Genomic DNA, 20749 nt, shown 5'->3' with positions numbered 1-20749 from the left:
CCCGCGCCCTTTAAAAGATCACGCCAGGCCGGGCCCACGCACCGGAATCGACGTGAACGTCGGCTCCGGGGCCGGGTTCTGGAAGAAGTCGTTGCCCTTGTCGTCGACGACGATGAAGGCCGGGAAGTCCTCGACCTCGATCTTCCAGACCGCCTCCATGCCGAGCTCCTCGTACTCGACGACCTCGACCTTCTTGATGCAGTCCTGCGCGAGGCGCGCGGCCGGACCGCCGATCGAGCCGAGGTAGAAGCCGCCGTGCGCGTCGCACGCGTCGGTGACCTGCTTGCTCCGGTTGCCCTTGGCGAGCATGACCTTGGAGCCGCCCGCGGCCTGGAACTGCTCCACGTAGGAGTCCATCCGGCCGGCCGTCGTGGGCCCGAACGAACCGGACGCGTAGCCCTCGGGGGTCTTCGCGGGACCGGCGTAGTACACCGGGTGGTCCTTCAGGTACTGCGGCATCTCCTCGCCCGCGTCGAGCCGCTCCTTGATCTTGGCGTGCGCGATGTCGCGGGCCACGACCAGCGGACCGGTCAGGGAGAGGCGGGTCTTCACCGGGTGCTTGGTGAGCTCGGCGAGGATGTCGTCCATGGGCTGGTTGAGGTCGATCTTGACGACGTCGGCGGCCTCATCGAGGTGCTCGTCGGTCGTCTCCGGCAGGAAGCGCGCCGGGTCCGTCTCCAGCTGCTCAAGGAAGACGCCCTCGGCGGTGATCTTCGCGGTGGCCTGGCGGTCGGCCGAGCAGGAGACGGCGATGGCGACGGGCAGCGAGGCGCCGTGCCGGGGCAGACGCACCACGCGCACGTCGTGGCAGAAGTACTTGCCGCCGAACTGCGCGCCGATGCCGATCTTCTGCGTCAGCTCGAAGACCTTCTCCTCCAGCTCCTTGTCACGGAATCCGTGGCCGGTCGCGGAGCCCTCGGCGGGCAGCTCGTCCAGGTAGTGCGCGGACGCGTACTTCGCGGTCTTCAGGGCGAACTCGGCGGACGTGCCGCCGACGACGATGGCCAGGTGGTAGGGCGGGCACGCGGCCGTCCCCAGGGACCTGATCTTCTCCTCCAGGAACTTCATCATGGAGGCCTCGTTCAGGACGGCCTTCGTCTCCTGGTAGAGGAACGACTTGTTGGCGGAGCCGCCGCCCTTGGCCATGAAGAGGAACTTGTAGGCGCCGCCGTCGGTCGCGTACAGCTCGATCTGGGCGGGGAGGTTGGAGCCGGTGTTCTTCTCCTCCCACATGGTCAGGGGAGCCATCTGCGAGTAGCGCAGGTTCAGCTTCGTGTACGCGTCGAAGATGCCCTTGGAGAGCGCCTTCTCGTCCTCACCTTCGGTGAGGACGTTCTGGCCGCGCTTGCCCATGACGATCGCGGTGCCGGTGTCCTGGCACATGGGGAGCACGCCCGCCGCCGCGATGTTCGCGTTCTTCAGCAGGTCGAGGGCGACGAACTTGTCGTTGCCCGACGCCTCCGGGTCGTCGACGATGCGCCGCAGCTGGGCCAGGTGGGCGGGGCGCAGGTAGTGCTGGATGTCGTGGATCGCCTCGGCGGCCAGCTTGCGCAGCGCCTCCGGGTCGACCTTGAGGAACGTCCGCCCGTCGGCCTCGAAGGTGGAGACACCCTCGGCGGTCACCAGCCGGTACGGGGTGGTGTCCTCTCCCAGCGGGAGCAGATCGGAGTACGCAAACTCTGGCATTACGGCCATTCCTCACTCGGCAGACAGCGGCGCGGCCTCCATTGGCGACGCGGCATCCAGCGTAGAACGCGCCCGGCGGGCCGATCCTGTGAGGTAAGGCTCAGTGGACGTGCTCGCGAGGCGGGCCCCGGTCCTCCGGTGCGCCGGATAGTCGCGATACAGGGCTAGTCGCGATCTATCGCGTCTGGGTACGCTGCTCTGCGTGGACCTCGAAAAGCATCCCCCAGCGCTCCGTGCCTCCGACGCCGACCGGGACCGCACGGCGGACATCCTGCGCGAGGCCCTGGCCGAGGGCCGGCTGACCGCCGAGGAGCACGCGGAACGGATCGACGGGGTGTACCGCGCCAAGACCATGGCGGACCTGGAGCCGCTGGTCCGCGACCTGCCCGCCGCCCACGCCCCCGCGCCCGCCCGGGGTCGCGCCCCCGAGCCCGCCCCCTCCCGGCCGTCCCCCGGCGTCGTCCCGCCGGTCGCGGACGAGAACCTCGTCGCGGTGCTCAGCAGCTCGGCGCGCAGGGGCCGCTGGCGGGTGGGCCGCCGCACGCACGCGTACGCGGTGTTCGGCAGCGTCGAGATCGACCTGAGCGAGGCGATCTTCGAGCAGCGCCAGGTGGTCATCAAGGCCCTCGCGATCTTCGGCTCGGTCGAGATCCGCGTCCCGGAGAACGTCTCGCTGCGCGGCAGTGGCGGCGGCGTCCTCGGCAGCTTCGAGGTGGACACGCTCGACTCGCCGGACCAGGACGCCCCCGTGGTCTTCGTGGACGGCATCGCGGTCCTCGGCAGCATCGAGGCGCGGCCCCAGCGCGGCAAGCTCGTCCGCGACCTGCACCGGCGACTGGGCAAGCGCACCGGCCACTGACGGCGTCCTACGGCCACGACGGGCCGGCGGCACGTCCGTACATCGGAACTCAGTGCATAGGCGCGCACACAGCGGGTAGAGCTTGCTGCATCGTCTCTCGCTCGCGAAGCCGTCGTCAGGAGTAGACCCGTGCTGCAACCGTCGCATCAGTCTCTGCAGGTCGCCGCAGTTCCGGCCCAGCGGTCGCCCATGCGAGATCGGGATGATGACGCCCCGTGGCACACCGAAGCCGTGTGCCGCCGTGACGAAGCCGGACTGTTCTTCGCCCCGTCCAAGGAGCCGACCGCGGCGCGGCTGTCGCGGGAGGAGGCCGCCAAGCGCGTCTGCGCCCGCTGCCCCGTGATGGTCGAGTGCCGCGAACACGCCCTGCTGCAGCCGGAGCCGTACGGCGTGTGGGGCGGCCTCACCGCCGCCGAGCGCCGCGTGGTCCTGGCCCGCCGCCGCCGGCGCGACCTGGAGCTGAAGAAGGCGTCCCACGCGGCGGGCATCGCGGCCGCCGGATAGCACGGCCACAGGCCGAAGGGGGCGTCCCCCGCACGGGACGCCCCCTTCGGCATGCGTACGGCCCGCGTACCGCTGCCGCGCCTACTTGGCCCGGTCGAAGTCGACCGCGCTGTACGCGCGCAGCTTCGACAGCCGGTGTTCGGAGTCGATCTTGCGGATCGTGCCCGACTTGGAGCGCATGACCAGCGACGAGGTGGAGGCCGTCGCCGCCCGGTAGCGCACGCCCTGGAGCAGCTCGCCGTCGGTGATGCCGGTCGCGACGAAGAAGACGTTGTCGCCCTTGACCAGGTCGTCCGTGGAGAGCGTGCGGTCCAGGTCGTGGCCCGCGTCGATGGCGCGCTGGCGCTCGGCGTCGTCCTTGGGCCACAGCTTGCCCTGGATCACACCGCCCAGGCACTTGATCGCGCAGGCCGAGATGATGCCCTCGGGGGTGCCGCCGATGCCCATGAGCAGGTCGACGCCGGTGCCCTCGCGGACGGCCATGACCGAGCCCGCGACGTCGCCGTCCGAGATGAACTTGATGCGGGCGCCGGTCTCGCGGATCTCCTTGACGATGCCCTCGTGGCGGGGGCGGTCGAGGATCATGACCGTGACGTCCTCGGGCGAGGAGTTCTTGGCCTTCGCGACGCGGCGGATGTTGACCGAGGCGGGCGCGTTGATGTCCACGTAGTCCGCGGCCTCGGGGCCCGTGACCAGCTTGTCCATGTAGAAGACGGCGGACGGGTCGAACATCGCGCCGCGGTCGGCGGCGGCGAGCACGGCGATGGCGTTCGGCATGCCCTTCGCGCAGAGGGTCGTGCCGTCGATCGGGTCGACGGCGATGTCGACCTCGGCGCCCGTGCTGTCACCGATGCGCTCTCCGTTGAAGAGCATCGGGGCCTCGTCCTTCTCGCCCTCGCCGATGACGACGATGCCGTTCATCGAGACGGTGTGGACGAGGGTCCGCATGGCCCTGACGGCCGCGCCGTCCGCGCCGTTCTTGTCGCCGCGGCCGACCCAGCGGCCCGCGGCCATGGCGGCGGCCTCGGTGACCCGGACGAGCTCCAGGGCGAGGTTGCGGTCGGGAGCCTCGGGGGAGACCTCGAGCTCGGACGGGAGATGATGCTCGGTCATCGGAGCGCACCTTTCTGCTGATACGACGACGGCCGGATGAGGGATGGTGATGACTCTATCCGTAGGCCGACAAAATGAGCAGTGGGCCCCACGCATGAGCGGACCGGACGGGCCGGGGGCGCCGAGCCGGACGCCGACGGAGGCACCGGGGGAAGAAGCGCGGGCGGCGCCTGAGACCATGGAGGCGTGGCAGGAAGACAAGGCACTCAGACCGTCAAGAACATGCTCTGGTCGTTGGTGGTGATCGCCCTCGCGGCGGGCGTGATCTACATCTTCGTCCCGCATGACGAGTCCAAGACCGCCGTCAAGCGGGTCGACTACCGGGTGGAGCTCCTGACGGCGCGGCGGGCCGCGGCGTATCCCGTGGCGGCGCCCGAGGGCCTGCCCAAGACCTGGAAGCCGACGTCGGTGCGGTTCAACGGCGCCGAGGACGACACCTGGCACCTGGGCTTCCTCGACCCGGACGAGGAGTACATCGCGATCGAGCAGTCCACCGGCAAGCCGGCCGCGTTCATCAGGGACGTCACGCAGAAGGCCACGAAGACCGAGGCCACCGACGAGATCGGCGGCCGGACCTGGCGGCGCTACGAGGGCCCGAAGTACAACGCCCTGGTGAGCGAGGAGAAGGGCGCGACGACGGTGGTCACCGGTACGGCGTCCTTCGGACAGCTGACGAAGATGACGGAGTCGCTGAAGATGTCCTGAGACGTCCGGGACGTTCTGGGACGTACTGGGATGTACTGGGACGTCCTGAGCGTGCCAGGCGTGGCGGACGATGTCGCTCGGTACGGACACGCCGGTACCGACACGCCGGTACCGACACGCGAAGAGGGCCCCGGCGCATCGCCGGGGCCCTCTTCTGCGTCTGCCGCGGTCTCAGACCGTCGTGATGACGTCGTCGAAGGCCAGGCGCGGGGAGCGCGGGAACCAGGCGTCCTCGCCCGGCTTGCCGATGTTGACGATCATCAGCGGGGTGTGGTCGTCGTCCAGGAACTCCTTCTGGACGCCGGCGAAGTCGAAGCCGGTCATCGGGCCCGCGGCCAGACCGGCGGCGCGGACGCCGACGATGAAGTAACCGGCCTGCAGCGTGGCGTTGACCAGGGCGGCCTGCTCGCGGACCGGGCGCTCCGAGAAGAAGGCGTCCTTGGCCTGCGGGAAGTGCGGGAACAGCGCCGGGAGCTCCTCGTGGAACTCGTTGTCCGCGGAGAGGATCGCGACGAGCGGCGCGGCCGCCGTCTTCGGGCGGTTGCCCTCGGCCATGTGCTGGACCAGGCGCTCGCGGGCCTCGGGGGAGCGGACCAGGGTGACGCGCAGCGGCGACTGGTTGAACGCGGTCGGGCCGTACTTGACCAGGTCGTAGATCGCCTGGACCTGCTCCTCGGTGACCGGCTCGTCGGTGAAGGTGTTCGCGGTGCGGGCCTCGCGGAAGAGCAGGTCCTGGGCGGCGGGGTCAAGTACGAGAGACATGGATCAACCTTCTTGAACGTACGGGGGGTGTCTGCCGAACCCGTCACCGGGCTCGCGAACACGACAGTACGCCGCCACTGTTCAACTTTCAACCAAAACTGGACCTGCGTGATCCGCTTCACAAACCGCAGGTCAGGACTGTTTTCGGCGCCGAGGCCTCAGACGTCCCGGTCGCCACCGGCCTCGTCGTCCGCGTCAGGACCCGCCAGGGCCGCGTCGAGCCGGGCCCGCGCGCCGTCCAGCCAGCGGCGGCAGATCTTCGCCAGCTCCTCGCCGCGCTCCCACAGCGCGAGCGACTCCTCCAGGGTCGTCCCGCCGGTCTCCAGGCGGCGTACGACCTCGATCAGCTCGTCCCGCGCCTGCTCGTATCCGAGCGCGTCCGTGGGGACCGTGGCCTCGTCCGTCTTGCTGGTCATGCGCCCACCCTAATTCTCGGCGTTGTTCGTACGGTCCGCGTCGTCCGTCGGTGCCGCGGTGGTCCGTTCCGCGGTGTCCACCGCTCGTACGGTGAAGGCGCCCTCGGCGACCCGCGCCCGCAGCTCCTCGTCGACGGCCACCTCGTCCGGCGCCCGGACCACCGTGCCGTCCGGCTTCTGCAGGACCGCGTACCCCCTCTGGAGGGTCGCGGCGGGGGAGAGGGCCACCACGCGCGCGTGCGTGTGCGTCAGCTCGGAACCGGCCCGGTCGAGGAGGTGCCCGAGCGTGCGGCGGCTGCGGTCGACGAGCGCCGTGACCTGCTCCTCGCGCTCCTCGACCATCCGGTGCGGGTGCTCCATGGAGGGGCGGGCCAGGGCGTGCGCCAGGCCGCGGACCTCGCGGTCGAGGAAGGCGTCGACGCTGCGCCGGGCGCGGTCCCGGAGCCACTGCACGCGCTCGTATTCCTCGCCGACGTCCGGCACGACCTTCTTGGCCGCGTCGGTCGGCGTGGAGGCGCGCAGGTCGGCCACGTGGTCGAGCAGGGGGTTGTCCGGCTCGTGCCCGATCGCGGAGACGACGGGCGTACGGCAGGAGGCGACGGCCCGCACCAGCTGCTCGTCGGAGAACGGCAGCAGGTCCTCCACGCTGCCGCCGCCGCGCGCCACGATGATCACGTCGACCTCGTCGTGCGCGTCGAGATCCTTCACGGCCTGGACGACCTGCGGCACGGCGTGCACGCCCTGCACGGGGACGTTGCGCACCTCGAAGCGGACGGCGGGCCAGCGGTGCCTGGCGTTCTCCAGGACGTCCCGCTCGGCGGCCGAGGCGCGGCCGGTGACGAGGCCGATGAGCTGCGGCAGGAACGGCAGCGTCTTCTTGCGCTCGGGAGAGAAGAGCCCCTCCGCGGCGAGGCTCTTCTTCAACTGCTCGATGCGGGCGAGCAGCTCACCGACGCCGACCGGCTTTATCTCGGCGGCCCGCAGCGACAGCTGCCCCCGCCGCTCGTACCACTCGGGCTTGGCCCGTACGACGACACGGGCGCCCTCGGAGACGACGTCCGCCACTGCGTCGAACACCTGGCGGTAACAGGTGACGCTCACCGAGATGTCGTGCGACGGATCGCGCAACGTCATGAAGACGACACCGGCGCCGGGCCTGCGGGACAGCTGCGTGATCTGCCCCTCGACCCAGACGGCACCGAGCCGATCGATCCACCCACCGATGAGCCGGGACACCTCGCCGACGGGGATCGGCGCGTCGGCGGACGTATTGCGAGCCATACACCGAGCGTAACGGCCCCCACCGACAACTCCCGTGGTCCGCGCACGAGGGGCCCAATCGCCGCTTAGCGTGACGGGGTGCTGGGAGCCAATCGCCGCTGAGGGGCGCGGGGAACTGCGCGAGCAACCACGACGCACCCGCACGGAAGGGGATCAGGGACGCGACCTCAGCCCCGCACCCGTTCCTGCCCCCGCCCCCACCCCCGCCCCTGCACCAACAGCACAACCAACCCCACCCCAAGCCAGACCGCCCCCACCACCTGCGCAGAGGTGGACGCCTCCCAGATGACCGCCACCACGATCGCCGCCCCGAGCACGGGCACCAGCACATGCCGCCACCAGCTGAACGCAGTGTCACGGTGGCGCAGGGCGAACCACCCCACCACGCTCGCGTGCAGCAGCAGGAACGCGGTCAGAGCCCCGATGTCGACCACCGACACGAGGTGGTCCATCCCGTCGTCCCGCCGCGCCGCCCACACCGCCGCCACCAACGTCACCACCGCCGCACCCAGCAACGCCACCCGAGGCGTCCCGGAGTACGTCCTGGCCAGGACCTTCGGCAGCCGCCGGTCACGCGCCATCGCGAAGAGCAGTCGCCCCGCGGCCGCCTGCCCGGCGAGCGCCGCGAACGCCGCGCCGATCGCCTTGCTCACGGCCACCAGATCGTGCAGCCACGATCCCGCCGCCGAATCCACCGCGTCGTAGAACGCCGTGCCCTGCTTGCCCGGCTCCGCCGCGAGCTCGGCGGAGGACAGCGGCTCCAGGAGGGCCACCAGGTACGTCTGGAGGATGAACAGGAAGCCCGCGAGCGCCAGGCAGACGAGCACCGCCCGCGCGACCTTCGCCGACCCGCCCGTCACCTCCTCCGCGAAGGACGCGATGGCGTCGAAGCCCAGGTACGAAAGGACGGCGATCGACACCGCGCCGACCACCGCCGACAGCGCGAACGCGCCCTGCGAGCCGTCACCCGTCAGCGGCGAGAGCCAGTCGCGCTGCGCCCCGTCCCGTACCAGGACGACCACCGCGGCCACGATGAAGACCAGCAGCACCACGACCTCCATGGCGAGCACCGCGAAGCCCACCCGGGCCGCCGCGCGCACGCCCCACAGGTTGAGCGCGGTCGTGATGAGCACCGCGAGCGCCGTCCACACCCACCGGGACACCGAAGGCACCAGGGAGTTCATGGCGATGCCGGAGAAGAGGTAGGCGACGGCCGGGATGAGGAGGTAGTCGAGCATCGCCATCCACCCGGCGATGAACCCGGGGCCCTCGCCGAGCCCCGCGCGCGCGTAGGCGAAGACGGACCCCGCCCGGGGGACCACGCGCACCATCTGCGCGTAACTGAAAGCGGTGAACGCCATCGCGACCGTGGCGACCAGGTAGACGAGGGCGACGGCGCCGTGCGACTTCGCGTCGAGCGTGCCGAAGACGCCGACCGGCGCCATGGGGGCGATGAAGAGCAGCCCGTAGACGACGAGGTCACGGAAGCCGAGACTTCGCCGCAGCTCCTCGCCCCCGGCGGGCTCGGCGGGCCCCCCGTTCCCGGCATGGGCTCCCGTACTGGCGGACTGACCGGACATCGTGCCTCCGTAGCTCGACGCAGGCCCCCAGTCTCTCCAACAGGGCGATCTTTGACGCGCTGGACGCGGCCTTACGATGGTGGGCATGACTGCAACGCCTGGCACCCGCCGTGTCCTGCTCGCCGCTCCCCGTGGCTACTGCGCCGGCGTGGACCGTGCCGTGATCGCCGTCGAGAAGGCCCTGGAGCAGTACGGGGCCCCGATCTATGTCCGCCACGAGATCGTCCACAACAAATACGTGGTGCGGACCCTGGAGAAGAAGGGTGCGATCTTCGTCGAGCAGACGGCGGAGGTCCCCGAGGGCTCCATCGTGATGTTCTCCGCGCACGGCGTGGCCCCGACCGTCCACGCGGAGGCCGCCGAGCGCAAGCTCGCCACCATCGACGCCACGTGCCCGCTGGTCACCAAGGTCCACAAGGAAGCGGTCCGGTACGCCAAGGACGACTTCGACATCCTCCTGATCGGTCACGAGGGCCACGAGGAGGTCATCGGCACGTCCGGCGAGGCGCCCGACCACATCACGCTGGTCGACGGCCCCGAGGACGTCGCGAACGTCGAGGTCCGCGACCCGGACAAGGTCGTCTGGCTCTCCCAGACCACGCTCTCCGTGGACGAGACGATGGAGACGGTCGACGCCCTGAAGGGCAAGTTCCCGAACCTGCTCTCGCCGCCCAGCGACGACATCTGCTACGCCACGCAGAACCGCCAGACCGCGGTGAAGAAGCTCGCCGAGGACGCCGAGCTGGTCATCGTCGTCGGCTCCAAGAACTCCTCGAACTCCATCCGCATGGTCGAGGTCGCCCTGGACGCGGGCGCCGCCGCCTCCTACCTCGTCGACAACGCCGACGAGATCGACGAGGCCTGGCTGGAGGGCGTGACCACGGTCGGCCTGACCTCGGGCGCCTCCGTGCCGGACGTCCTGGTGGACGGCGTCATCGAGTGGCTGGCCGAGCGGGGTTACGGCGACGTGGAGACGGTCAAGACCGCCGAGGAGTCCATCACCTTCTCCCTCCCCAAGGAGCTCCGCAGGGACCTGCGCGCCGAGGCGGCCGAGCTGTCCCAGGGCTGAGCGCGCGGTACGGGCCGAGCGCGCTCAGTCCGTCATACGGGCCGAGCGCGTCGTACGGTGGGAGCCATGCAGATCTTCGGTGTGGACATCGGCGGATCAGGGATCAAGGGCGCGCCCGTTGACCTGGACCGTGGAGACCTGACGCAAGAGCGGCACAAGGTGCTGACCCCGCACCCGGCGACGCCGGAGTCCGTGGTCGAGGGCGTGCGCGAGGTGGTCGAGCACTTCGGCTGGAAGGGCCCCATCGGGGCGACCTTCCCCGGCGTGATCACCGGCGGCACGGCCCGCACCGCGGCCAACGTCGACAAGAGCTGGATCGGTACGGACATCCAGAAGCTGGTCTCCGACCGGCTGGGCGGCGCCCCCGTGACCGTCCTGAACGACGCCGACGCGGCGGGCGTGGCCGAGATGCACTTCGGCGCGGGCCGCGACCGCAAGGGCACGGTCATCCTGCTCACCCTCGGCACGGGCATCGGCAGCGCGCTCTTCACCGGGGGCAGACTGGTCCCCAACACCGAGCTCGGCCACCTCGAACTGAGCGGCCACGACGCGGAGAAGAAGGCCTCCTCCAAGGCGCGCGAGGACGAGGACCTGAGCTGGGAGCACTGGGCGCGCCGCGTCCAGAAGTACCTCGCGCACGTGGAGATGCTGTTCTCGCCGGAGCTGTTCATCATCGGCGGCGGGGTGAGCCGCAAGGCGCACAAGTTCCTGCCGCTCATCGAGGGCATCGCGGCGGAGATCGTCCCGGCCCAGCTGCAGAACAACGCGGGCATCGTGGGAGCGGCGATGGCGGCGGCCGAGGCGTAGCGCTCGACGTGGTCCCGGGGCGCGGCGCGGGCTCCGGGGCCTGCAGGGCTAACGGACTCCGGGACTCCGGGGTTTCTCAAGCGGCGGGGAGCCGCTTGCCGCCACCACGGCCACCGCCCCCGTCACGGCCACCGCTGCCGACCGGGCGCTGCGTGCGGGCCTGCCGCCGCTGCGTCATCAGCCGGACCCGGCGTACGGTCACGATGAGTCCGGCGACGAGCGTCCCCCCGTACAGCCAGCCCGCGTGGAAGGCCAGCGTCGTCACGAGTCCCATGACCTGGCCGCCGAACCCGTCCGACCCCTCGGAGATGGGCAGCACCCCGGCCGCGAAGGCGATCGGTACGCCCACGGGGGCGGTGACCAGGTCCGCCGGGCGCACCCACAGGGCGGTGAGCGCGGCGACGGGCAGGAACAGCACGCCGTACGCGACGACGGAACCGCCCGCGACCAGGCGCAGCAGACACGCGAGCAGGAACATCACCGCGGTGCAGAAGAGGCCGCTGCCGAGCCCGGTGAGGCGGGGGTTCGGAATGCGGCGCAGCGTCCGGTAGAGCGGGTGCCGGCGCAGTGCCCGGACGAACGGCGGGACGGGGCGGCGCGGACGTGGCGGGCTCCGGTACACCGTGCCCGCGGAGGCGGGCCGGCTCTGCGGGGGCAGCGGGGCGGTCCGGCGGGGCCGCGCCGGTGAGGTGGTCCGGGGCTGAGGGGGACGCGTCCTGTGTTGCTCCACTGGACCAACCTAGGCGGGACACCGCGCCGAACCCGTTGCGGGACACGCCTTTGGGACGACCTTGGCCATGCGTTCGACGGGGCGGCGACGGGCCGACGGTGGCGTCGGCGGCACGCCGTAGACTGGGGGATCGCCCCACGGTCGCTCCGGCCCTCCGGGCCGTCCACCCACAGCCCTCACGTACGGGAAGTCGCAACGTGTCGCTCACGATCGGAATCGTCGGTCTGCCGAATGTCGGCAAGTCGACCCTGTTCAACGCCCTGACCAAGAACGACGTCCTTGCGGCCAACTACCCGTTCGCGACGATCGAGCCGAACGTGGGCGTGGTCGGCGTCCCCGACCCCCGCCTCACGAAACTGGCCGAGATCTTCTCCTCGCAGAAGGTCCTCCCGGCGACCGTCGACTTCGTCGACATCGCGGGCATCGTGCGCGGCGCGAGCGAGGGCGAGGGCCTGGGCAACAAGTTCCTCGCGAACATCCGCGAGTCGGACGCCATCTGCCAGGTCATCCGCGCCTTCAAGGACGAGAACGTCGTCCACGTCGACGGCAAGGTCTCGCCCAAGGACGACATCGAGACGATCAACACCGAGCTGATCCTCGCCGACCTCCAGACCATCGAGAAGGTCCTGCCGCGCCTCCAGAAGGAGTCGCGCATCAAGAAGGACATCGCTCCGAAGGTGAAGGCGGTCGAGGAGGCCCAGGCGATCCTGGAAAAGGGCGACACGCTCTTCTCCGCCGGCATCGTCCAGGGCTCCGGCAAGGAGGAGCTCCTGCACGACCTCCACCTCCTCACCACCAAGCCCTTCCTCTACGTCTTCAACGTGGACGAGGACGAGCTGACGGACGACGACTTCAAGGCCGAGCAGCGGGCGCTGGTCGCCCCCGCCGAGGCGATCTTCCTCAACGCCAAGCTGGAGGCGGACCTCGCGGAGCTCGACGACGAGGAGGCCCTCGAACTCCTCCAGTCCGTGGGCCAGGAAGAGCCCGGCCTCGCCACCCTCGCCCACGTCGGCTTCCGTACGCTCGGCCTCCAGACCTACCTCACGGCAGGCCCCAAGGAGTCCCGCGCCTGGACGATCAAGCAGGGCGCGACGGCCCCCGAGGCGGCCGGTGTCATCCACACCGACTTCCAGAAGGGCTTCATCAAGGCGGAGGTCATCTCCTTCGAGGACCTGGTGGAGACGGGCTCGGTGACGGAGGCGCGCGCGAAGGGGAAGGCGCGTATGGAGGGCAAGGAGTATGTGATGCAGGACGGGGATGTGGTGGAGTTCCGCTTCAACGTCTAGCGTTCTCGTTCCTGCAGGCCAGGTCTCTTGGTCGCATGGGCAGGTCAGAAGGGGTCGGACCCGGTGGGTCCGACCCCTGGTGCGTTTCCGTGCCGACTTCTCAGCTGCTCGGTGTGCCTCGTGGTGGTGTGAGCTTGTCGAGGTCCAGGCTGATCTCGAAGAGCACCGGGCGCTGGAGGGTGCCCCGGAAGATCCCTGCGGGCGCGTAGGCGCCGGTCGCGGTTGAGGATGCCGGTCACCGCACCGGTCGTCCTCCTGCTGGCCCACGAGGCTCGTCGTGATCAGGTCGTCCAGCGCGCTGATCGCGTCGGCCGCGGAGGCGTCGGGGTCGCGCTTGCCCGCCTGACTTTGACCGGACGGCCAGGGGTGGGGCCGACGGGATCGCGAGGATGGGTCATTCCCTTTCGCTGCCGGGTGCGGTCCGGCCCATCGTGTGTGGCCGTTTCACCGTCGTGGCTCGGTCGGGCGCTCCCGGGAACCTACTTTGGGAAAGTTGCGAAGCAAGTCGGCGCGCGCCCCCCGGTCACATCCCACGCGCCCTCCCCCAGACCGCCCATCAGGGGGGTGTTGCGGTCGAGAGTTCACGTGACTGGGGGCGCAGTGCGCATGACGGGGGGCGCGCGGCAGTCTGCTTCGCAACTTTCCCAAAGTTGATGCCCTGGAGGACCGGTGCCGGGCTGGTGCCAATCCCGTCCGGCGGTGCACGGCACATTCGTCATGGAGGGGGCGCGCGGCGTCCCAATTCGCAACTTTCCCGAAGCAGGTTCCCGAGAGGGCAGATCCTGCATGGATGTCGGGCAGCCCTGTGCCCGTGACAGCGCCCCACGATGGACCGGTCCGCACCCGGCAGCGAGAGCCGATGACCCGAGCGGCGAGGCCGGGCGGCTGGCCGAGCGCGCACCGGGGCGGCCGCTCACGATGGGCCGGTCCGCACCCGGCGATGAATGGTGATGACCCCGTAGGCAGTCCCGTGGGTCCCACCCCTGGCCGTCCGGGTCAAAGTCAACGTGCGGTGGAGGGGCGGGAGTCAAGGGTGGAGCGCAGCGGAATCGGCGCAGCCGACGCGACGTAGGAGCGCCCTTTACTGCCGGCCCGGAGGCGCCACACTCCGCAAAAAACCGGGCGGCCCCGGCAACCGTCAAAGACTCCGGCCCATCAAGCGGCGCCCCCGCCCAACCTCACGCCCCCACTAGCCCCGTCTTCACCCCCGCCCCACACAGTGGAACCACCACCCCGCGATCCCCGAGGGCCCCCTCCCGTACAGCCGCCCAACACGCCACCCCGGTCGACTCGACGTACAGGCCCCGAGAAGCCAGATCCCGCTGCCCCGCCACGATCTGCTCCTCCGTCACCGTCAAAAAGGCGCCCCCCGATTCACGTACCGCCCGAAGAATCTGCCGCGCCCGAAGAGGCCGAGAAATCGCGATGCCCTCCGCGAACGTAGCCGCCCCCGCCCCCGCCCCCGCCCCCGCCGACGTCCCGGCCCCCGCCGACGCGGCCTCACCGAGCAGATCCTCCGCACCAGCCCGCCACGCCTCAGCCAGCGGAGCAACCACCGCCGACTGCACCGCGTACAGCGCGGGCCGGCGCGCGATGAGCCCGGCCCCGTACAGCTCCCGCACCGCGAGCGCCGCGCCCAGCAGCAGCGTCCCGTTGCCGACGGGGACGACGAGCGCGTCGGGCAGCGTGCCGCCGAGGTCTTCCCAGAGTTCGTGGACGTACGTCTTGGTGCCGTGGAGGAAGTAGGGGTTGTGGACGTGGGATGCGTAGAACGTGCCGGGTTCGTCGGCGGCGGCGCGGGCCGCGTGGGCCGCCGCCTCGCGGTCGCCGTCGACGACTTCGAGCCATGCCCCGTGCGCACCGATCTGCGCCAGCTTCTTCGGCGACGTACCGGCGGGGACGTACACGGTGCAGGGGAGCCCGGCCCGCGCGCAGTACGCGGCGACGGCCGTGCCCGCGTTGCCACTGCTGTCGGCGATCACCCGATCGGGAGCGAGGCGGCGCGCGAGGGCGGCGAGGACGACCGCCCCGCGGTCCTTGAAGGAGAGCGTGGGCATCAGGAAGTCCAGCTTGGCCGAGACGTTTCCCTCCAGTTCGACGAGGGGCGTGCGGCCTTCGCCGAGGGAGATCGCGGGAGTGCGCAACGGCAGACATTCCGCGTACCGCCAGAGGGAGTTCACGCGGCCGGACAGACTGCCGAGCGGCGCGGGCGTGGGGGAGAAGTCCAGGTCGAGAGGGCCGCGACAGACGGGGCAGGACCAGGCGAGCGAGGCCGTGGGTACGCGCGTCCCGTCGGCCGGACACACGTAGTCGGGCAGGGCGGGCGCATCCGTGGCAGTGGTCATGCGCGCAGGCTAGTCGGGGCGGTTGGTGAGGCAGGGGCGCAGGAGGTCCGGTGGGGGTGGTGACGGGGCGTCAGGAGCGGAACTCCGTAGCCGTGTTACGTCCTGTCCTGGCTCTTGTGGGTTCCCTATGGATCCGCCAATCTTTCGTCCGGACGGAGGTAAACGTCGGCACGTCGCCTTGACATGGCCCTGCCGCCCGCCCCCGTGAGTGTGGGCACCACGGCACCAATCCGTACCCATCCGTACCCATCCCCCACCAACGCACCACCTATTGAGGAGGACCCCTCAGATGGCAGTGATGCGTCATAACCGCCGAAGACTGGCCGGGATCAGCGCGACAGCGGTCGCGGCCCTCGCCCTCGGCGCCGTCTCCGCCCTCCCGGCGAATGCCCGGCCGGACCGCGCGGAAGGCACGATCGAGAACGCCGGCGCCCCCGGAGTGATCAAGAACAGCTACATCGTGAGCCTCGACAAGAACGCGCCGAAGGCCCGCTCGGCCGAGGGCAAGGCCCTGGCCAAGGAGTACGGCGCCAAGATCGAGCGGACCTACGACAAGGCCCTCAACGGCTACGCGGTCGAGCTCTCCGAGGCCGAGGCGAAGAAGTTCGCGGCCGACCCGGCGGTCGACATGGTCGTCCAGAACCGGACGTTCACCGCCACCGCGACCCAGAACAACCCGCCGTCCTGGGGTCTGGACCGCATCGATCAGAAGAACCTGCCGCTGGACCAGAAGTACACCTACCCGGACTCCGCGGGCGAGGGCGTCACGGCGTACATCATCGACACCGGCGTCCGCATCAGCCACACCGACTTCGGCGGCCGCGCCTCCTACGGCTACGACGCCATCGACAACGACAACACCGCGCAGGACGGCCACGGCCACGGCACGCACGTCTCGGGCACCGTCGCCGGCACCCTGCACGGCGTCGCCAAGAAGGCGAAGATCGTCGGCGTCCGCGTCCTGAACAACCAGGGCTCAGGGACGACCGCGCAGGTCGTCGCGGGCATCGACTGGGTGACGAAGAACGCGGTCAAGCCCGCCGTCGCCAACATGTCGCTCGGCGGCGGCGCCGACAGCGCGCTGGACACGGCCGTACGCAACTCCATCGCGTCCGGCATCACGTACGCCGTCGCGGCGGGCAACGAGTCGACCGACGCGTCGACCAAGTCCCCCGCACGCGTGGCGGAGGCCATCACCGTCGGTGCCACGACCAACACCGACGCGCGGGCGAGCTACTCCAACTACGGCAGCATCCTCGACATCTTCGCCCCGGGCTCCTCGATCACCTCGACGTGGAACTCGGGCGACACGGCGACCAACACCATCTCCGGTACGTCGATGGCCTCCCCGCACGTCGCGGGCGCGGCTGCGATCTACCTGGGCCAGAACCCCACGTCGACCCCGGCGCAGGTGTCCGCCGCCCTGGTCAGCGCCTCCTCGACGGGCGTCGTCGGCAGCCCCGGCTCGGGCTCGCCCAACCGCCTCCTGAACGTCACGGGTGGCACCACCAACCCGCCGGGCAAGAAGTTCACGAACGACACGGACTACCCGATCCAGGACAACGCCACGGCTGAGTCCCCGGTGACCGTGACCGAGGTCCCGGGCAACGCGCCCGCCGCACTGAGCGTGCCGGTCACCATCCAGCACACCTACATCGGCGACCTCCAGGTCCAGCTGATCGCCCCCGACGGCACGGCCTACACGCTCAAGGGCTACGGGACCGGCGGCAGCTCGGACAACATCAACACCACGTACACCGTGAATGCCTCCTCGGAGACGGCCAACGGCACGTGGAAGCTGCGGGTCAGCGACAACGCGGCGCAGGACACCGGCAAGATCGACTCGTGGAGCCTGCAGTTCTAGGCGGAACCCCTGGGTAGTCCTTGACCGGCAACCGGCAACTCCCGATGGCAGAAGTCCTCGCGGCGCGGCTCCGGGTCGTCGACCCGCCCGCCGCGAGGGCGCAAGGTCACCAGAGCGATCACCCTAGAGAGCTTTTGTCCGCTTCTGTGATAGTTCTTCGGTGTGACGTCCGCCGTGCCGCCTCCCGCCGTGGCCAGGATTCTGCTCCTCAGCGCCGGGCTCCTGAACGCGGCACTCACCGTCCTCGTCGCCGCCCCGCTGCCCCGCGTCCCCCTCCTGGTGCTGGTCGCGGGCGCCATCACCTCCTGGGGGCTCGTGCTGCTGCCGCCGGGGCTGCTCGGACTCGCCGCCGCCGCGTGCGCGGGACGGCGTCACCCCTGGTGCGCGGGGCTCGCCGCGCTCGCCTCCTTCGCCGCCCTCGTGTACGGCGTCATGCCGTACGCGGCCGCATACGGCGCCGCCCGGCGAGCGGGCCAACAGCTCGCCCCCGCCCAGTACTTCGACGGCATCAACTACGCCAAGGTGCCCGACCGCACGCGCACGCTCACGTACGCGCGCGTGGGCGCGGTCCGCGGGGCGCACCCGGAGCGGGGGCAGAGGCTGAGGCTCGACCTCTGGGCGCTGCCCAAGCGGGAAACGGTGCGACGGCCCGCCGTCGTCTGGGTGCACGGCGGCGGCTGGAACAAGGGGCACCGCAGTCAGACCCCCGAGTGGAACCGGTGGTTCAACGCCCGCGGGTGGTCGGTCTTCGACGTCGACTACCGCCTCGCGCCCCGCGCCACCCAGCTCGACCAGATCGGCGATGTGAAGTGCGCGGTCGGCTGGGTGCGGAGGCACGCGCGCGTGTACGGCATCGACCCCGGACGCCTGCTCCTCGCGGGGAGTTCGGCCGGTGGAAATCTCGCGCTCGCCGCCGCCTACACGCAGGGCGACAGCCGGGTCCCGGCGTCGTGCCCGGTGCGGGACAGCTCGGTCGCGGGGGTCATCTCGCTCTACGGGCCCACCGACATGGGGCGCCTGATCGCCGGCACCGCGCTGCGCGGCGACCCCATGATGCCCCGCCTGATGGGCGGTTCGGCGGCCACCGCCCCCGCCCGCTACCGTCTGGGCTCACCGGCGCGCCTCGTCCGCGGCGACGTCCCGCCGACGCTGCTGCTGCACGGGAGCGCGGACCGCGCGGTGCCGGTGGCGCAGGCGCGCGAACTGGCCCGGCGCCTGAAGGGGGTCGGCGCCCCGGCGACGTACATCGAACTCCCGTGGGCCGACCACTGTTTCGACGTGAACTGGGGCGGCTGGGGCAGTCAGATCGCGCGGGCCGCGACGAAGCGTTTCCTCGGCTCCCTCGAGCGTTCCCCATATCCGCGGAAAGGCCCTGCGTAAAGACCCGCACCGCAAGAAATCATCACATCGGGTGAATCCTTGGCCTTGGGTTGCACCCAACAACCCACGGTTGCCAGGCTGTTGCTGTCTGTCAACGTGATGGGAGTGGCTAGTGACTTTCGGTGAGCAGCCGGCGTATCTGCGCGTCGCGGGTGATCTCCGCAAGAAGATCGTCGACGGTTCGCTGCCGCCGCACACCCGGCTCCCCTCGCAGGCCAGGATCCGCGAGGAGTACGGGGTCTCGGACACGGTCGCCCTGGAGGCGCGCAAGGTCCTGATGGCGGAGGGCCTCGTCGAGGGCCGCTCCGGATCCGGCACCTATGTGCGGGAGCACCCCGCCCCGCGCAAGGTCGCCCGCGCCGGGTACCGCGCGGCGAACGGCGGATCGACGCCGTTCCGCCAGGAGCAGGCCGCGGACGGCGCGCGCGGCACCTGGGAGTCCCGCAGCGAGCAGGTCGAGGCGAGCGTCGCGGTCGCCGAGCGGCTCGACATCCGTCCCGGCGACCGCGTGATGTGCACGAAGTACGTCTTCCGGGACGCGGGGGAGGCCATGATGCTCTCCACCTCCTGGGAGCCCCTCGCCGTCACCGGCCGCTCGCCCGTGATGCTCCCCGAGGAGGGGCCGCTCGGCGGCTGCGGAGTGGTGGAGCGGATGGCGGCCATCGACGTCGTCGTGGACAACGTCGCGGAGGACGTGGGCGCACGCCCCGGCCTGGCCGAGGAGCTCACGGCGCTCGGCGGGGTACCCGGCCATGTGGTCCTCGTCGTCCACCGGACGTACTACGCGTCGGGCAGGCCGGTCGAGACGGCCGACATCGTGGTGCCCGCCGACCGCTATCGGATCGCGTACCACCTGCCCGTGAAGTAGCCCGCGCCGCGCTGGCCGATAGCAACCCCCCTGCGTACCTCTTTGTGCAAAGCCGTATCCGCTGAGTGAAGGTCGGGCGTAGGCTCGGGCATATGCGGATTGCGGTTTCCTTACTGATCGAGGCGTGGGGCGCGCCGGGGGTGGCGAGCGGAGGGGCGCGATGAATGACGGTACGGGCCTGCTGCCCTGGTTCGTGATACGGCAGGACGGCAACGGCAACCGCTATCGCGTGGGCAGGTACGCGACGAAGGCCGAGGCGCAGCGCATCGCGGACAGCCTCGACGACCGCGGCCACCGCCAGCTCTACTCCGTCGAGAGGCTGAGCCAGAACGGCAGCGGCCGCTGAACCCTTCGCCCACCGCCGGACGGGCCTCGCCTAGGCTCCGGCGCATGAACGGACATGGCCCCGCGGACGGACACAGCCCCGCGGATGGACACCGCACGGCGGACGGACACCGCACGGTGGACGCACGCGATCCGGCGCAGGAACGGGTCGTGGTGGGCGCCGCCCTCTACGACGGCGGACACCTGTTCGCCGCACGGCGCAGCGCACCCCCCGAGCTCGCGGGCGGCTGGGAGCTGCCCGGCGGCAAGGTCGAGCCCGGCGAGCGGTGCGAGGACGCGCTGGTGCGCGAGCTCCGCGAGGAACTGGGCGTCGAGGCCGAACTGACAGGGCGGGTGCCCGGCGAGTGGCCGCTCGCCAAGGGGTACGTCCTGCGGGTGTGGACGGCCCGGCTCGTCTCGGGTGACCCGAGACCCCTGCAGGACCACGACGAGCTGCGCTGGCTCGCTCCCGACCGCGTCTGGTCGGTCGACTGGCTGACCGCGGACGTGCCCGCCGTCGAGGCGGCGCTCGGCGCGCCGCACGCCGCGCGCTGATCCCGCCTACGCCGTTCGTGCCACAGTGCGCCTCATGGCGCGGTAAACCCACCTGGATATCGGGTATGTGCCCATTAACCCCATGAAACCGGACAGGTTCAGCTACTGGTCTGGAAGTGATCGGCGTGATCGACACCGAAGGCGACTGCGCCGAGTGGGCCTTTCCCGCGGACCCCGGCGCGGTCCGCACCGCCCGAGCCGTCGTGCGCAAACAACTCGCGGACTGGGGCCTCACGGCCCTGGGTGACATCACCGTGCTGCTCGTCAGCGAACTGGTGACCAATTCGCTGCGCCATGCCTCCGGGCCCATCGGCGTACGGCTCGTACGGCCCGCCGGGCCCACGGGCACGCTCCTCGTGGAGGTCTCCGACCCCCTCCCCGACCCGCCGCTCGAACGGATGGCCGCACCCGACGACGAGGGCGGGCGCGGTCTGCAGCTGGTCTCCCGCTCGTCGCGGCGCTGGGGAACGCGGCCGGGTCGTACGGGCAGGACGGGGAAGACGGTGTGGTTCGAGCTGGCGTTGCCGGGTTAGAAGACTGGCAGTGTGCGATGGGCGTCCGGCACAAGAGCGGCACGGGCCAAAAAGCGTCGAGTGCGTGCTGTGATCGTGAACG

20 protein-coding genes and 1 pseudogene are annotated in these 20749 nt (G+C 70.7%); 12 read left to right on the top strand and 9 right to left on the bottom strand.

Going from position 1 to position 20749, the window contains the following annotated elements:
* Positions 1–18 precede the first annotated feature (18 nt).
* A complete protein-coding gene (locus tag ACZ69I_RS27640; RefSeq protein ID WP_470835291.1) occupies positions 19–1686 on the bottom strand; it encodes a fumarate hydratase in 1668 nt (555 codons plus the stop codon).
* Between the two features lie 202 nt (positions 1687–1888).
* Here ACZ69I_RS27640 and ACZ69I_RS27635 point away from each other — a divergent pair, with 202 nt between their 5' ends.
* Together ACZ69I_RS27635 and ACZ69I_RS27630 are read left to right on the top strand one after the other, a co-directional pair.
* Positions 1889–2545: a DUF1707 SHOCT-like domain-containing protein gene (locus ACZ69I_RS27635; RefSeq protein WP_467680872.1), complete on the top strand. Its 657-nt coding sequence runs from the start codon at positions 1889–1891 to the stop codon at positions 2543–2545.
* A gap of 129 nt (positions 2546–2674) precedes the next feature.
* Positions 2675–3049 carry a WhiB family transcriptional regulator gene (locus ACZ69I_RS27630; protein WP_361715714.1) on the top strand — a complete coding sequence of 125 codons (375 nt, stop codon included), beginning with the start codon at positions 2675–2677 and terminating at the stop codon, positions 3047–3049.
* A gap of 81 nt (positions 3050–3130) precedes the next feature.
* Here ACZ69I_RS27630 and glpX read toward each other — a convergent pair whose 3' ends face one another.
* On the bottom strand, positions 3131–4162 hold the full coding sequence (gene glpX, locus ACZ69I_RS27625) for a class II fructose-bisphosphatase (RefSeq protein WP_470835289.1): 1032 nt from the start codon (positions 4160–4162) through the stop codon (positions 3131–3133).
* 186 nt (positions 4163–4348) lie between these two features.
* Between glpX and ACZ69I_RS27620 the strand changes: the two genes are divergently transcribed.
* The gene (locus ACZ69I_RS27620) at positions 4349–4867 is read left to right on the top strand and encodes a DUF4245 domain-containing protein (RefSeq protein WP_470835288.1); all 519 of its coding nucleotides are present in this window, start codon (positions 4349–4351) and stop codon (positions 4865–4867) included.
* 171 nt (positions 4868–5038) lie between these two features.
* Here ACZ69I_RS27620 and ACZ69I_RS27615 read toward each other — a convergent pair whose 3' ends face one another.
* From ACZ69I_RS27615 to ACZ69I_RS27600, 4 genes are all read right to left on the bottom strand, one after another.
* Entirely contained in the window at positions 5039–5629 is a 591-nt protein-coding gene (locus tag ACZ69I_RS27615) for a malonic semialdehyde reductase (protein WP_467680868.1), read from the bottom strand.
* A 158-nt stretch (positions 5630–5787) separates the two neighbouring features.
* Positions 5788–6045 carry an exodeoxyribonuclease VII small subunit gene (locus tag ACZ69I_RS27610; RefSeq protein ID WP_470835287.1) on the bottom strand — a complete coding sequence of 86 codons (258 nt, stop codon included), beginning with the start codon at positions 6043–6045 and terminating at the stop codon, positions 5788–5790.
* 9 nt (positions 6046–6054) lie between these two features.
* A complete protein-coding gene (gene xseA, locus ACZ69I_RS27605; RefSeq protein WP_470835286.1) occupies positions 6055–7326 on the bottom strand; it encodes an exodeoxyribonuclease VII large subunit in 1272 nt (423 codons plus the stop codon).
* Between the two features lie 167 nt (positions 7327–7493).
* On the bottom strand, positions 7494–8906 hold the full coding sequence (locus ACZ69I_RS27600) for an APC family permease (protein WP_470835285.1): 1413 nt from the start codon (positions 8904–8906) through the stop codon (positions 7494–7496).
* Between the two features lie 85 nt (positions 8907–8991).
* Here ACZ69I_RS27600 and ACZ69I_RS27595 point away from each other — a divergent pair, with 85 nt between their 5' ends.
* Positions 8992–9975, top strand: a complete 984-nt coding sequence (locus ACZ69I_RS27595) for a 4-hydroxy-3-methylbut-2-enyl diphosphate reductase (protein WP_467680860.1) — start codon at positions 8992–8994, stop codon at positions 9973–9975.
* Positions 9976–10041: 66 nt separating this feature from the next.
* Positions 10042–10782, top strand: coding sequence for a polyphosphate--glucose phosphotransferase (gene ppgK, locus ACZ69I_RS27590; protein ID WP_470835283.1), 741 nt, complete (start codon positions 10042–10044; stop codon positions 10780–10782).
* 76 nt (positions 10783–10858) lie between these two features.
* On the opposite strand, the gene ACZ69I_RS27585 is transcribed toward ppgK, so the two are convergent.
* A complete protein-coding gene (locus ACZ69I_RS27585) occupies positions 10859–11512 on the bottom strand; it encodes a DUF6542 domain-containing protein (protein ID WP_470835282.1) in 654 nt (217 codons plus the stop codon).
* A 197-nt stretch (positions 11513–11709) separates the two neighbouring features.
* Here ACZ69I_RS27585 and ychF point away from each other — a divergent pair, with 197 nt between their 5' ends.
* Positions 11710–12798, top strand: coding sequence for a redox-regulated ATPase YchF (gene ychF, locus ACZ69I_RS27580; protein WP_467680854.1), 1089 nt, complete (start codon positions 11710–11712; stop codon positions 12796–12798).
* 100 nt (positions 12799–12898) lie between these two features.
* On the opposite strand, the pseudogene ACZ69I_RS27575 reads toward ychF, so the two are convergent.
* A pseudogene (locus ACZ69I_RS27575) lies at positions 12899–13015 on the bottom strand (Uma2 family endonuclease); the annotation flags it as partial.
* Between the two features lie 961 nt (positions 13016–13976).
* Positions 13977–15143, bottom strand: a complete 1167-nt coding sequence (locus ACZ69I_RS27570) for a threonine synthase (protein WP_470835280.1) — start codon at positions 15141–15143, stop codon at positions 13977–13979.
* Between the two features lie 289 nt (positions 15144–15432).
* Here ACZ69I_RS27570 and ACZ69I_RS27565 point away from each other — a divergent pair, with 289 nt between their 5' ends.
* The 6 genes from ACZ69I_RS27565 to ACZ69I_RS27540 all read left to right on the top strand — a co-directional run bounded on the left by ACZ69I_RS27565 (position 15433) and on the right by ACZ69I_RS27540 (position 20667).
* Positions 15433–17007, top strand: a complete 1575-nt coding sequence (locus tag ACZ69I_RS27565; RefSeq protein ID WP_467680850.1) for a S8 family peptidase — start codon at positions 15433–15435, stop codon at positions 17005–17007.
* 162 nt (positions 17008–17169) lie between these two features.
* Entirely contained in the window at positions 17170–18387 is a 1218-nt protein-coding gene (locus ACZ69I_RS27560) for an alpha/beta hydrolase fold domain-containing protein (RefSeq protein ID WP_470835279.1), read from the top strand.
* 112 nt (positions 18388–18499) lie between these two features.
* Positions 18500–19255, top strand: coding sequence for a GntR family transcriptional regulator (locus ACZ69I_RS27555; RefSeq protein ID WP_389719864.1), 756 nt, complete (start codon positions 18500–18502; stop codon positions 19253–19255).
* A gap of 160 nt (positions 19256–19415) precedes the next feature.
* Positions 19416–19601, top strand: a complete 186-nt coding sequence (locus tag ACZ69I_RS27550) for an SPOR domain-containing protein (RefSeq protein WP_467680846.1) — start codon at positions 19416–19418, stop codon at positions 19599–19601.
* A gap of 44 nt (positions 19602–19645) precedes the next feature.
* Positions 19646–20134, top strand: a complete 489-nt coding sequence (locus tag ACZ69I_RS27545; protein ID WP_470835277.1) for a (deoxy)nucleoside triphosphate pyrophosphohydrolase — start codon at positions 19646–19648, stop codon at positions 20132–20134.
* Between the two features lie 116 nt (positions 20135–20250).
* Positions 20251–20667 (top strand): ATP-binding protein, encoded by a 417-nt coding sequence (locus ACZ69I_RS27540; protein WP_467680842.1) that lies wholly within the window; start codon positions 20251–20253, stop codon positions 20665–20667.
* The last annotated feature ends 82 nt before the right edge of the window (positions 20668–20749 follow it).

The organism is Streptomyces sp. NPDC036815, from assembly GCF_055609205.1.
This window is presented reverse-complemented; position numbering and strand designations above follow the sequence as displayed.